A 13,546-nucleotide genomic window follows, 5' to 3' on the forward strand; every position below is an offset into this window, starting at 1 on the left:
TTGTCGGAGTTCATGGTGCATCCTGTTTTCCTCGCCGCTACCGCATTGTCGCTGATCATGTCGTCCTCCGTGCAGGCCCAGACGCAGGGCACCACGCAAGCCGCCGCGCCCGTCCAAAGCAATCCGCTGCTCGCCATGTGGAGCGGCTCCTATGGCGGCGTCCCTCCGTGGGACCAGGTTCGTCCCGAGCTGTTTCCGGAAGCCTTCGCCACCGCGCTGGCCGAACGGCAGGCCGAGTATGAGGCGATCGCGAGCAATCCCGAAGCCCCCACCTTTGCCAACACCTTCGTGCCGATGCAGCTGGCGGGCGAGCAGCTGGGCCGCGTGAACGCCCTGTTCGGCGTGATGACCAGCAACATGAACAATCCCGCCTATCAGGCGCTGGACGCCGAATGGTCGCCCAAACAGGCTGCGGCGCAGGATGCGATCACCTTCAACCCAGCGCTGCTCGCCCGGATCGAAGCGATCTACAATGCGCGCGAAACCAGCGGTCTGGATGCCGAACAGCAGCGGCTGGTGACGCGCACATACGAATCCTTCGTGCGCCAGGGTGCCAGGCTGGATGCCGGTCAGAAGGCCCGCCTGTCAGAAATCAATCAGCAGCTGGCCAGCAACTTCGCCACCTATTCCGAGAAGCTGCTGACGGACGAGGCGACCTACATCGCGGTAACGGACGAGAGCGAGCTCGCCGGCGTGCCCGCCAGCGTGAAGTCCGTGGCCCGCGCCGCCGCGCAGGAGCGTGGGCTGGAAGGCTGGGCCATCGTCAACACCCGCTCCGCGGTGGACCCGGTGCTGACCTTCGCCACCGACCGTGCCTTGCGCGAGAAGGTCTGGCGCGCTTTCGTTAACCGCGGTGACAATGGTGGCGCCAGCGATACCAACGCCACGATCGCCGCCATCCTGCAGCTGCGGGACGAGCGGGCGGAGCTGCTGGGCTTCGACAATCATGCCGAGTGGCGGATGCAGGACACCATGGCCAAGACGCCGGCCGCTGCGACCGACCTGATGATGCGCGTCTGGCCCGCCGCCACCGCCCGCGTGGCGGAAGAGGTGCGCGACATGCAGGCGATCGCGGAAGCGGAAGGCGCCGGGCTGACGATCGAGCCGTGGGATTACCGCTTCTACCAGGAGAAGGTGCGCAAGGCTCGCTACGATCTCGATCAGGCGGAGCTGAAGCCGTATTTCGCGCTCGACAACATGATCGACGCGGCGTTCTGGTCGGCCAACCAGCTGTACGGCCTGCAGTTCGAAGAGATCAGCGGCACCGTGCCGGTGTTCGAGCCGAACGTGCGCGTGTGGCACGTGAAGGACAAGGACGGGGCGGAGGTCGGCCTGTTCTACCGCGACGATTTCGCGCGCACGGGCAAGCGTTCCGGTGCCTGGGCGACCACCTATCGCAGCCAGCGCGACTTGCCGCCAGCCAAGAACGTGCTGTCATCCAACAACAACAATTTCGCCAAGGGCGCGCCGGGCGAGCCCGTGCTGATCAGCCTGGACGATGCGGAAACGCTGTTCCACGAATTCGGCCACGCGATCCATTCCATGCTGCAGGACGTGACCTATCCTGGCCTTGCCGGCACGCCGCGCGATTTCGTGGAATATCCCAGTCAGGTGAACGAGCATTGGCTGCTGACGCGCGAAGTGCTGGACCGCTTCGCCCGGCATTATGAAACGGGTGAGCCGATGCCGCAGGAGTTGCTGGACAAGGTCAAGGCCGCGCAGACCTTCAATCAGGGCTTCGCCACTGTGGAATATCTGGCCAGTGCCATCGTCGACATGAAGCTGCACACAGCGACGGAGCCGGTGACCGATCCGGACGCGTTCGAGCGGACCGCACTGGCCGAGATCGGCATGCCGCGCGAACTGGTGATGCGTCACCGCCTGCCGCAGTTCAATCACCTGTTCTCCTCCGACGCCTACTCGGCCGGCTATTACAGCTACCTGTGGTCCGAGACGATGGACGCGGACACCTGGGCCGCGTTCGAGGAAGCCGGCGGTGCGTGGGACAAGGCGACGGCTGACCGCTTCGCGGAACTGCTCCTGTCTACCGGCAACGAGACCGACCGGGCCGAGGCCTATCGCGCATTCCGCGGCCGCGATCCGGATGTGAAGGCGCTGCTGCGCATTCGTGGCTTCCCGGCCGAGTAACCAGCCCGACATTCCGCCGGCGGCGCTGCGCTGCCGGCGGAATCGAACTGTTTTATCCAACCTTGTCAGACACCCCTTGCATAGTGCCGGCCATTTAGGTTAGCGCTAACATATAAACGGCGCGGCACTTGATGTTAGCGCTTACAAGGGGAGAGTAATGAGACTGACAACCGCGCCAGCGACGGTGTTTAGCCGTGCCGCCAAGATCCGCCAGGGTTCCTCGATCATCGCTCTCGCGATCACGCTGGCAGCTGTTCCGGCTTGGGGCCAGAGCACGTCCGGCCCCGATTCGTCGCCCGTGCCGGCCGATGACCAGGAAGTGCCCGCCCCCACAGCGGAAACTGTCGCAGGCCAGACGGTCAACGCGGCCGGCGAAACGGTCAATGCCGACGGCACCATCGTGGTGACAGGCTTCCGCCGTTCGCTGCAGAGCGCGCAGGATATCAAGCGCAACTCCGACTCGATCGTCGATTCGGTCACGGCGGAGGATATCGGCGCCCTGCCCGACCGCTCAGTCGTGGAGACGCTGCAGCGCATTCCCGGCGTGTCGATCACCCGCTTCGCCGCTGGCGTGGACCCGGACCACTTCTCGTCAGAAGGTTCAGGCGCGACGGTCCGCGGTCTCACCTATGTGCAGTCGCAGTTCAATGGGCGGGAGGCGTTCTCCGCCCTGAACGGTCGCTCGCTCGGCTTCCAGGACGTGCCGTCCGAACTGCTGGGCGGGGTGGACGTGTTCAAGTCGCCCACCGCGGATCGCATCGAAGGCGGCATCTCGGGCATCGTGAACCTGCGCACCCGCGTGCCGTTCGATTCGGCAGGCTCCTATCTCGCCGGCACGGTCGAAGCCAATTACGGCGACTTCGTGGAGAAGTTCGCCCCGACCGTCTCGGTCGTCGGCAGCACCCGTTGGGAAACGCCGGTCGGCGACATCGGCATCCTCGGCAGCGTGGTCTACTCACAGCTGTTCACCCGCAGCGACCGCCTGCAGCTTTCCTCGTTCCGGAACCGGCCGATCTACACGGACGGTACCCGTACCGACGTGGTCGCATTCGATGGGGCGACGCAGCAGGGCGTGGGCCTGTTCCCGCGCGGCGCGGTGATCGGCAGCGACGACCGTGACCGCGAACGCTACGGCTATGCCGCGGCGGCGCAGTGGCGCTCCAACGACGGATCGATGGAAGCTACATTCCAGTTCCTGCGTTCCGACGCTCGGCTGGCCTGGACCGAAAACACGATCGAAATCGCGACGGACAACGTCACGGCAGCGGGCGACAGCCGCGCGCGGGCGGGCACCTCCATCTCGTTTGACGAGGACAATGTGTTCGAACGCGGCCTGATCACCGGTCCCACCGGCTGGCGGGACGATCAGAACAATCCGGAAGGGACGCTCGCACGCCTCCGGACACCCGCTTTCGGCCTGCAGTCGAACAATCAGTACCGCGAACATACCGAACGCAGCGTCACGGACGATTACGGGTTCAACTTCAAGTGGGACGTCAACGACCGCCTCGGAGTGTCGCTGGACTACAGCCACATCGAATCCACCGGTGAGGTGGTCGATAACGGCATCTGGGGCTCCGGCTACCAGGATGCGCTGATCGAATTGAACGGCGGCGACTTCCCGCTGGTCAACTTCGTGGCTCCGCAAACATGCGAGACCACAGCCACCAACGCCCAGGGCATCTGCCAGGGCGCACCCGGCTCCAGCGGTGCTTACCCGACCTATCTCAGCGGGCAGAATGCCGGCTTCAGCGATCCGTCGGCCAATTTCTGGCGCAGCGCAATGGACCATGTGGAGGAATCCGAAGGCAATTCGGACGCGTTCCGCGTGGACCTGGATTACGCCTTCGACGACAGTTCCTTCCTCAAATCCGTGCAGGTCGGCTACCGCTACGCCAATCGCAATCAGGTGGCGCGGGTCTCCGCCTACAATTGGGGCGTGTTGTCCGAACAATGGGGCAATGGCGGACCGGTATGGATGGACGAATCGATCGGGGGCCCTGGCGCCGACCAGACCGGTCCGAACTCGCAGGAAGGCCAGTACGCGCAATATCAATGGCAGAACTTCATGCGCGGGCAGGCGAACAACCCGGCCTTCAACCAGGGTCGCCTGTACTGGACCGGCAACCCGGCCAGCGATTATGCCAGCTATGTCGCCTTTGCGAAGTCGATCCGGGACGAATGGCTGCAGCCGGGCGCAGCGGCGCCGACCGGTGGTTCCACCGGCTGGGTTCCGCTGAACGAACGGCCGGGCGTGCTGGCGAACTCGCAGTACCTGCCGGGCGAGGTGAATCCGATCGAGGAAACCAATCATGCCGCCTATGTCATGGCGCGCTTTGATGCGGATCTGAGCAATGGCTGGCGCTTCAACGGCAATGTCGGCCTGCGCTACAGCACCACGGACCGGGTCAGCAGCGGCTTTATCCAGTTCCCCACCGCCGATCCGCTGACGCCTGATGCCAATTGCCGTGAAACGATCCAGCAGATCGTCAATCCGGCACCAGGGGACGAGGTGCCGACGACCAACACGATCGCGGCCGGCTGCGCCTACCTGTATTCGAACCCGGGCCTGCGGGCGGATGTCCGCGACTTCTCCAACGCCGCGTTCGAGCCCAACGACGTCAACACCAGCTACGACTACTGGTTGCCGGCCGTGAACCTGAAGCTGGAAGTAGGCGGCGGGCTGCAGTTCCGCGCGGCCTACTTCAAGGGCATCTCTCCGCCCAACACGCGTGACATCCGGAACTACACGCCTGTGGTCATCGCGCCGCAGGTGCCGATCGGGCAGGAACTGACGGTGGTGCCCAACCTGGCCACGGCCGATCCGAACGACGGCATCATCCAGGGCGAAAGCGCCGTGGTGGTGGAAGGGCGCGGCGTGCGCGGCGGTGCGGCGGACCTGCTGCCGGTGACCTCCGACAATTTCGACCTGACCGCGGAATGGTACTTCAACCCGGTCGGATCGCTGACGCTGTCGGCCTTCTACAAGGAGATCAAGGGCGTGGTGGTGTTCGACACCCAGCGCCAGAGCTTCACCAATAACGGGCAGACCTTCGACGTCGTGCTGACGCGGGAGCTGAACGCGCCGGAAACCGGCAAGGTCAAGGGCTTCGAACTGGCCTACCAGCAGACCTACGACTTCCTGCCGGGCGCCCTGTCCGGACTGGGGATCCAGGCGAACTACACCTTTGTGGACAGTTCGGGTGTGCCGCAGCCCACGCTGGAAGCGGGCGATCCGTCCGTGGTGGGTGACTTCGTGTCCAACATCGATGTCTCGGGCTTCCCGCTGCAGGGCCTGTCGAAGCACAATTTCAACGTCACCCCGTTCTTCGACTACAAGGGCCTGTCGCTGCGCGCTTCCTACGCCTGGCGCTCCCGCTACCTGCTGACCACGCGTGACGTGATCGTGCCTTACGATCCGGTGTTCCAGGAGAAGTATGGCCAGCTTGATGCGTCCATCTTCTTCCAGGCGACGAAAAACGTCCGCATCGGCGTGCAGGGCGTGAACCTGGCCAACAGCATCACCCGCACATCCGTGGCGGTTGAGGGGCCCGGCGGGGCGGATGACGTTCGCATCATCCCGCGTGGCTGGTTCATGAACGATCGCCGCTTCTCGGCCATCGCCCGCTTCACCTTCTGACCGCAGCTCCCTGCGCGGTCTTCCTGCCGCCGGTCGCCACCACGCGACCGGCGGCACTTTTATGTGGGCGGTCTAACCCTGCCGCACGGTCAGGAAGATATTCGCGGTCAGCCGGCCGTTGCGCGGATCGGCGGACAGGATCGCCGGGTTGGGAATGGTGCCTGAGTGCAGCAGGCAGCTGCGATAGACCACCAGCCGGTTGAACGCCGCCGTCACGCCATCCGTCCGGTCGAACCACGGCGTCCCGTCCGCGACATAGCCGTCGGCGACGCCCTCCCCCGCCCGCACCTGCTCGTATGCGGGCAGGCGCGCCTCGCTCAGTGTTTCGAAGCCGGTCGCACGGTGGCGGAAGAAGGCGGTGCCGCCATGCTCCGGCCCGCACAGATAGTGCAGCACGGCAAATTGCAGCGGCCACACGGTGTCGACATGCGGCACCCGTTGCGCCGGGACCAGCGCCGCAGGCGGCAGCGTCACCAGCGAGAAGTTGCACTCGGCCCGCACCGGGCTGACCTTACCCAGCCCGAACGCCTCGCCCAGCACGGGGCAGAGCAGCCGCACCACCGCCTCCACATAATCGAGCGGCGCCTCCGCCCGGAGACCGGGATAGCCGCCCGCCGGACCGTGAGCAGGCAGAAAGGTGCTGTCCACCGCCGCCGCCACCAGATCACCGGGACGCTCCAGCAGCCTGTCCACGATCAGCAGCGGCTCCCCTTCCTGCCCGATCCGGCGTCCTGTCAGGCTGAGCCGCGCGGCAAGGGGGAAGCGTTGCGCCATCTCCCTTGCGTAACGCGCCGCCACGGTGCTTGACAAGCAGCAGTCGAGTCCGTCTGATAACGCTATCAAGATGCCGCACCATGATGCGGCCGGTGGAGAGAGATGATGAACAATGCGGGACCGGCGAACAGCGCGCTGAACCGGCGCATGCTGCTCGGCACGGCATCCGCAGCGGCGGCAGGCGCGCTGCTGGGCGGGTGCAGCCGGAGCGCCCTGGCGGCTCCTTCACAGATCCCTCCGGCGACGATGCTGCGCCCTGCCCTCGATTCGATCGGGGCGGAGCGGAACATTAACTTCGGATCGGCCTTCGCCTGGGCGCGGCCCGGTGTCGACGCCGGTTCCTTCGTCAATTCCGCCTACGCGGCGTTGCTGCGCGGGGAATGCGGCATGCTGACTGCAGAGAACGAGATGAAGTGGCAGGCGCTCCGCCCCTCACCCACGCAATTCGACTTCGCGCGGTTCGATGCCATGGTCGATTGGGCAGAGACGCAGGGCATGAAGCTACGCGGGCACACTCTGCTGTGGCACTATGATCGCTGGTTTCCTGACTGGTTGAACGCTTACGATTATGGCGTCCGGCCGGCGGCCGAGGCGGACCGGCTGGTGGTGGAGCATGTCCGCACCGTCACCGCACGTTACGGCACCCGCATCGTCAGCTACGACGTGGTGAATGAAGCGGTCGATCCTGAGACCGGCACCCTGCGGGAGACGTCCCTGTCGCGCGCCTTGGGCAGTGCGGAGGCGGTGCTGGACCTCGCCTTCAACACCGCGCGCGCGCACGCGCCGCATGCGGAGCTGGTCTACAACGACTATATGAGCTGGGAACCCGGCAATGAACGCCATCAGGAAGGCGTGCTTCGGCTGCTGCAGGGCTTCCGTGCCCGTGGCACACCGGTGGATGCGCTCGGCGTACAGTCGCACCTCGCTATCTTCGAAAGCGGCGTGCCGATTCCTGAGCTGGTCGCCCGGCAGAGCCCGGCCTGGCGCGGCTTCCTGGATGCGGTCGTCGCCATGGGCTATCGCCTGGTGATCACGGAACTGGACACGCGCGACCGGGGGCTGCCGGCCGATATCGCCATCCGCGATGCCGGCGTGGCGGCTTACACGCGGGGGTACCTGGACCTGATGCTGTCCTATCCGCAGCTGACCGACGTTATCGCCTGGGGCCTCTCCGACCGATATGGCTGGCTGCGCACCTTTGATCCACGCCCGGATGGCGTGCCCACGCGTGGCCTCCCCTACGATACAGACCTGCGCCCCAAGCCGATGCGCACCGCCATCGCGGAAGCATTCCGCGCCGCGCCTTCAAGGCCCGCACAGTGACAATGCGCGAGGACGGCCGCATCCGCTCCATCTGCATCGTCGGCGGGGGCAGCGCGGGCTGGATGGCCGCCGCCACTCTCGTCCGGCTGCTGGGCCGCGACTATGCCGAGATCACGCTGGTGGAATCGGACGAGATCGGCATCGTCGGCGTGGGGGAAGCGACGATCCCGCAGATGCGCACCTTCAACCGCATGCTGGGGGTCGACGAGGACCAGTTCATCCGCGACACGCGCGGCAGCTTCAAGCTGGGCATCCAGTTCGTGGACTGGGGCCGGCTGGGCCACACCTACTTCCACCCCTTCGGCAGCTATGGCGTGAACATGGGCGGGCTGTCCTTCCATGCCTACTTCCTGCGGCTGAACCAGCTGGGGGAGGCGCCTTCGCTGGACGATTATTCCCTGCAGGCTGTGGCAGCGGAGCGCGGCCGCTTCATGCGCTCCGTCGATGCGGGGCCGAATTCACCACTGTCCGACATCGCCTATGCCTACCACTTCGACGCCACCCTCTATGCCCGTACCCTGCGCAGCTATGCGGAAGCGGCCGGCGTGCGGCGGCAGGAGGGGCGGATCACCGCCGTGCACCGCGACGCGACAAGCGGCCATGTGCGGGCGGTGCAGCTGGAAAGCGGGCGGGAGATCGCGGCGGACCTGTATCTGGACTGCTCCGGCTTCCGGTCGCTGCTGATCGGGCAGGCGCTGGGCAACGACTTCATCGACTGGTCGCACTGGCTGCCCTGTGATCGCGCGGTCGCCGTGCCCTGCGCAAATGGCGAAGCAATCGAGCCCTATACCCGCTCGACCGCGCGCGCCGCCGGCTGGCAATGGCGCATCCCGCTGCAGCACCGCACTGGCAACGGCCATGTCTATGCCAGCCGGTACATGAGCGATGACGAGGCGGCCGCCATCCTGCTGGCCAATCTGGACGGAGAGCCCTTGGCGGAGCCCCGGCTGGTGCCGTTCCGCACCGGTCACCGCGCCCGCTTCTGGGACGGCAATGTGGTGGCGCTGGGGCTGGCGGCCGGGTTCATGGAGCCGCTGGAATCGACCAGCCTGTGGCTGATCCAGAGCGGGCTGTCGCGGCTGATGGCGATGTTCCCCGACCGGGATTTCGATGCGGCCACGATCGCGCGATACAACCGCATCATGACGACGGAGTTCGAGGAGATCAGGGATTTCCTGATCCTGCATTACCGAGCCACCGAGCGGTCCGACACGCCGTTTTGGGAATATTGCCGCACCATGGCAATCCCGGAGCGGCTGGCGGAAAAGCTGCGCGTCTATGCGGCCCATGGCCGCGTGTTCCGGGAGAATGAGGAATTGTTCAACGATACAAGCTGGTTCGCCGTGATGTGGGGTCAGGGCCGCCGTCCCGCCGGACATGACCCGTTGGCCGCCGCCATGCCGCTGGATTTGACACGCGACCGGCTGGCGGAGATCCGGCAGGTCATGCAGACCAGCGCCAGCTACATGCCACCCCATCGCGAGTTCCTGCAGCGCGAATGCGGGGTGGCGGCATGAGCGTCGCGGCAACCCTGCTGGCCGCCAGCGCCAGCTTCGGCTGGTTCACCTACCAGGGCGCCGACCCGGTCGACACGCAGATCACCGTCGCCCCGGACGAGTTCCGCAACCCGATCCTGCAGGGTTTCTATCCCGATCCCAGCATTACGCAGGTGGGTGAGGACTACTATCTGGTCCATTCGACCTTCAGCTGGTTCCCCGGCGTTCCGGTCTGGCATAGCCGCGACCTGGTCAGCTGGAAGCAGATCGGCAATGCGATCGACCGGCCCGACCAGCTCGACTTCGGCAAGCTGGGCATGTCGCGCGGCGTGTTCGCCCCGGCGATCGAGCATCATGCCGGCACGTTCTACATCCTGAACACCTGTGTCGATTGTGGCGGCAATTTCGTCATCACCGCCAGCGACCCTGCCGGCCCGTGGAGCGATCCCGTCTGGCTGCCCGATCTGGAGGGCGGGATCGACCCGTCGCTGTTCGTGGATGCGGATGGCAGCGCCTGGCTGGTCAACAACGGGCCGCCGGTCGGCACGCCCCGCTATGACGGGCACCGCGCCATCTGGATCCAGCAGTTCGATCTTGCCACACTGAAGACCGTGGGCGAGCGCAAGGTGCTGATCGATGGCGGGGTGGAGCCGGAAACCAACCCGGTGTGGATCGAAGGGCCGCACATCTACCAGCATGATGGCTGGTACTACCTGTCCTGTGCGGAGGGCGGCACCAGCGTGAACCATTCACAGGTGATCCTGCGCTCCCGCCGGCCGGACGGATCCTATACCAACGGACCCAACCCGATCCTGACGCAGCGCGATCTGCCGGCGGGCCGGCAATTTCCCATCACCGCCGCCGGTCATGCCGATTTCGTCACCACGCCTGATGGCCGCTGGTGGGCCAGCTTCCTGGCGATCCGGCCCTATGCGGAAGATTTCCACAATACCGGGCGAGAGACGTTCCTGCTGCCGGTGGAATGGAAGAATGGCTGGCCGCAGATCCTGCCGCCGGCCACGCCCATCCCGCTCAGCCTGCCGCGCCCTCTGCCGGCCGATCCCGAAGGCGCGCCGCCGACCAGCGGGGCTTTTGCCTGGCGCGAGGAGTTCGACGGGCCGGCGCTGTCGCCCGAATGGATCGGCATGCGCATCCCACGCGAACAATGGTGGGACCTCACCGCCAATCCGGGCGCGCTGACCTTGCAGGCCAGGCCGGATGGACTCGGCGATTTCGCCAATCCGTCCTTCCTGGGACGCCGGCAGAGCCATGCCAATGCCAGCGCAGTGACCAGCGTCCAGCTGACCGGTGTAGATGGCCAGGCCGGTCTCGCGGCCGTGCAGAATGACGAATACTGGATGGCGATCGCAATCACCCGGCAGGGGGACACGCAAAGCGTGCGCCTGCTGCACCGGGGCGGGCCAGATGAGCCTGCCGCGGGCATGATGGTCGCCGAGGCACCGCTTTCGTCGACCGGGCCGGTCGAGCTGAAGGCAGAAGCTGCGGGTGCGGCCTACCGCTTCAGCTATCGTGACGCGGCGGGGTGGCACCAGCTCGGCCCCGACCAGGATGGCACGCTGCTCAGCACCCAGACGGCCGGCGGCTTCACGGGTGTGGTGTTCGGCCCATTCGCCAGCGAGGTTCGGTGATGCGCCTGTCTGCCTGCCTGCTGCCCGCCCTCCTGTTCGCCTGCAGCCCTGCGGCGGCGGAGACCACCGCCGTGCGGGTGAACGGCCTGGGCTTTGCACCCGACGCGCCCAAGCGGGCCATCGTGGAAACGGATGCCACCGAGCCGTTGGGCTGGGTGGTGCGCGATGCGACGGGCCGCACGCTGCTGAGCGGGCGGACAGTGCCTTACGGTCAGGATGCGGCTTCAGGACACAATCTGCACCGGATCGATTTCGGCGCCCTGACCGTGTCGGGCGGGGGCTTGCAGGTGGTGGCGGATGGCGTTTCCAGCCCGCCCTTCACCATTGCACCACACCTCTACGAGCCGGTGGCGCGCGATGCGCTGGCCTATTTCTACCATAACCGTGCCGGCACGCCGATCCGGGCCGATCTGGTGGGGGAGCAGCTGGCCCGCCCCGCCGGCCACCTGCCCGAACGCGCCACCTGCGTGCAGGGGCGCGACACCAATGGCAACGAATGGGCGCCCTGCAGCTACACATTGGATGTCACCGGCGGGTGGTACGATGCCGGTGATCACGGCAAATATGTCGTCAATGGCGGCATCGCCACCTGGACCCTGCTGAACCTGCACGAGACGCTCGCGCCTTTCGCGGACAACACGCTCAAGGTGCCGGAGGCCGGCAATGGCGTGCCCGACCTGCTGGACGAGGCGCGGTGGGAGGTGGAGTTCCTGTTGCGGATGCAGGTGCCGGACGGACAGAAAATGCGGCTGGCGGTGGACCAGCCGTCGCCGGCCGCGGGACTGACCTTCAGCGAGGTGGATGCTGGCGGCATGGCGCATCACAAGGTCGGCGACATCAGCTGGGCACCGGTGCCGCTGCGGCCGGACCAGAACCGGCTGGAACGCGTTCTCGCCCCGCCCTCCACCGCCGCCACCCTGAACCTGGCCGCCGTGGCGCTGCAATGCGCGCGCGTGTGGCAGAGCGCCGACCCGGCGTTTGCCGCACGCTGCGCCAAAGCGGCGACGCGCGCGATCGCGGCGGCGGAACGGAACCCGGCGATCTACGCCGTGGCTGATTTCCCGGGCAGCGGTGCCTATGGCGATGGCAGCCTGACGGACGAGTTCTTCTGGGCGCAAGCAGAGCTGTATGCGACCACCCGCGATCCTCGCCACGAGGCGGCCCTGCGCCAGGCGCCGTTCCTGAACCAGCCAGCCGGGGAGGCCGGCTGGGGCTCGGTCGCGACGCTCGGCCTCGTCACGCTGGCGCAATCCGACACGCCCCTGCGCGATCAGGCACGCCAGCAGATCGTCGCCGCGGCGCATGCCTGGGTGCAGGAGCAGGCGGAGACCGGCTTTGCCATCCCCCACGCCGGCACGCGGTTCGTGTGGGGATCGAACAGCGGCTTGCTGAACCGTGCGATGCTGCTGGCGCTGGCGGCGCAATGGACCGGGGAGGCGCGCTATCGCACGGCGGTGGTGGACACGCTGGACTACCTGCTGGGCCGCAACCCCAACGGCCGGTCCTACATTTCCGGCTATGGCACGGATCCGATGCGCGCACCGCATCACCGGCACTGGGCAGGCGCGCTGGACCCGGCCTATCCGCTGCCGCCCGCGGGCGCCCTGTCCGGCGGGCCGAACTCCACCTCCACCGGCGAAGGGACCGCCGGCGTTGTCGCGGCAGGCTGCGCGCCGATGCGCTGCTGGGCGGATGATGTGGGCGCCTACGCGCTGAACGAGGTGGCGATCAACTGGAACGCGCCGCTTGCCTGGGTCGTCACCTGGCTGGACCGGACGCAGTAGGTGCCTGGCAGAGGCCCGCGCCGATGCAGAAGAAGCGCACCTTTTCCGTCAGGTCCGCACCGGTGGCGGGAATGGAGGCGCCATGGCTGATCGCCTGGGTGTGCAGGTCGTAGATGAACATGCCCAGGAAGATCGCCGCCAGCATTTCGGGCCGGGTGTTCAGCCTGTGACCTTCATCCTGCCACCGCGCGAACAGCCGCGCCAGGAAGGCGCGCGCATTGGCGATCGTGCGGCCGTAGAAGCGGCGCGCGAAGTCCGGGTTCTCCAGGCTGTAGGCGATCACCACCCGCGACAGGGCGACTTCCGCCGGATCCAGGAAGCGTTCGTGCAGGTCACGCGCCAGCACCTCCAGCACCTCGATCGGGGTGCGGCCGCGATCGACCAGCCCCTGCAGCCGGTCCTCCTTGGCGCAGGCGCGATGCTCCATGACCGATTCCAGCAGCCCGGTCTTGCTGCCGAACAGCTTGTACAATGTCGCCAGCGATCCTCCGGCACAGTCCACCACGTCTGCCAGCGTCGTCCGTTCGAAGCCCTGCTGCAGAAACAACGTGTCTGCGCAGGTGATAAAGGCATCACGCCGCCGATCGAGCCGGCCAAGGCCGTCATCATGGTCAGCCCCTGCGGAAATGCTGCTGTCGCCTGGCGATGAAATTTTGCTGAACCCTGCTTGAACCCTGATCGTGTAACCGTTATTACACCTTCGCACGTGCACAATCAATCCGAAGGTTCTCC

General features: G+C 66.4%; 8 protein-coding genes. 6 read left to right on the forward strand and 2 right to left on the reverse strand.

Features of this window, described 5'->3' with window-relative positions:
* Positions 1-12 precede the first annotated feature (12 nt).
* Together D5S08_RS13620 and D5S08_RS13625 are read left to right on the forward strand one after the other, a co-directional pair.
* Positions 13-2,148, forward strand: a complete 2,136-nt coding sequence (locus D5S08_RS13620; RefSeq protein WP_121119500.1) for a M3 family metallopeptidase — start codon at positions 13-15, stop codon at positions 2,146-2,148.
* A 157-nt stretch (positions 2,149-2,305) separates the two neighbouring features.
* Positions 2,306-5,788, forward strand: a complete 3,483-nt coding sequence (locus D5S08_RS13625; protein ID WP_121119502.1) for a TonB-dependent receptor — start codon at positions 2,306-2,308, stop codon at positions 5,786-5,788.
* Between the two features lie 72 nt (positions 5,789-5,860).
* Here D5S08_RS13625 and D5S08_RS13630 read toward each other — a convergent pair whose 3' ends face one another.
* Positions 5,861-6,562, reverse strand: a complete 702-nt coding sequence (locus tag D5S08_RS13630) for a DUF6445 family protein (RefSeq protein WP_121119504.1) — start codon at positions 6,560-6,562, stop codon at positions 5,861-5,863.
* Positions 6,563-6,664: 102 nt separating this feature from the next.
* On the opposite strand from D5S08_RS13630, the gene D5S08_RS13635 reads away from it, so the two are divergent.
* Genes D5S08_RS13635 through D5S08_RS13650 form a run of 4 tightly spaced genes read left to right on the forward strand, consistent with a single transcriptional unit; the run spans position 6,665 to position 12,814 of the window.
* Positions 6,665-7,885 (forward strand): endo-1,4-beta-xylanase, encoded by a 1,221-nt coding sequence (locus tag D5S08_RS13635; RefSeq protein ID WP_241557413.1) that lies wholly within the window; start codon positions 6,665-6,667, stop codon positions 7,883-7,885.
* Positions 7,886-7,887: 2 nt separating this feature from the next.
* A complete protein-coding gene (locus D5S08_RS13640; protein ID WP_121119506.1) occupies positions 7,888-9,402 on the forward strand; it encodes a tryptophan halogenase family protein in 1,515 nt (504 codons plus the stop codon).
* A complete protein-coding gene (locus D5S08_RS13645) occupies positions 9,399-11,030 on the forward strand; it encodes a glycoside hydrolase family 43 protein (protein ID WP_121119579.1) in 1,632 nt (543 codons plus the stop codon). The genes D5S08_RS13640 and D5S08_RS13645 overlap by 4 nt, the downstream gene beginning before the upstream one ends.
* The gene (locus D5S08_RS13650) at positions 11,030-12,814 is read left to right on the forward strand and encodes a glycoside hydrolase family 9 protein (protein WP_121119508.1); all 1,785 of its coding nucleotides are present in this window, start codon (positions 11,030-11,032) and stop codon (positions 12,812-12,814) included. The genes D5S08_RS13645 and D5S08_RS13650 overlap by 1 nt, the downstream gene beginning before the upstream one ends.
* Here the strand turns inward: D5S08_RS13650 and D5S08_RS13655 are convergent.
* Positions 12,789-13,361: a TetR/AcrR family transcriptional regulator gene (locus D5S08_RS13655; protein WP_162301983.1), complete on the reverse strand. Its 573-nt coding sequence runs from the start codon at positions 13,359-13,361 to the stop codon at positions 12,789-12,791. The genes D5S08_RS13650 and D5S08_RS13655 overlap by 26 nt on opposite strands.
* Positions 13,362-13,546 lie beyond the last annotated feature (185 nt).

Origin of the sequence: Croceibacterium ferulae, from assembly GCF_003660445.1 — a bacterium.
Taxonomy (GTDB): Bacteria; Pseudomonadota; Alphaproteobacteria; order Sphingomonadales; family Sphingomonadaceae; genus Croceibacterium; species Croceibacterium ferulae.

Excerpts from the sequence above, each read along its gene's own strand:
- D5S08_RS13620 (WP_121119500.1), top strand. The coding sequence starts at position 13 with ATGGTGCATCCTGTTTTCCTCGCCGCTACCGCATTGTCGCTGATCATG.
- D5S08_RS13625 (WP_121119502.1), top strand. The coding sequence starts at position 2,306 with ATGAGACTGACAACCGCGCCAGCGACGGTGTTTAGCCGTGCCGCCAAG.
- D5S08_RS13630 (WP_121119504.1), bottom strand. The coding sequence starts at position 6,562 with ATGGCGCAACGCTTCCCCCTTGCCGCGCGGCTCAGCCTGACAGGACGC.
- D5S08_RS13635 (WP_241557413.1), top strand. The coding sequence starts at position 6,665 with ATGATGAACAATGCGGGACCGGCGAACAGCGCGCTGAACCGGCGCATG.
- D5S08_RS13640 (WP_121119506.1), top strand. The coding sequence starts at position 7,888 with ATGCGCGAGGACGGCCGCATCCGCTCCATCTGCATCGTCGGCGGGGGC.
- D5S08_RS13645 (WP_121119579.1), top strand. The coding sequence starts at position 9,399 with ATGAGCGTCGCGGCAACCCTGCTGGCCGCCAGCGCCAGCTTCGGCTGG.
- D5S08_RS13650 (WP_121119508.1), top strand. The coding sequence starts at position 11,030 with ATGCGCCTGTCTGCCTGCCTGCTGCCCGCCCTCCTGTTCGCCTGCAGC.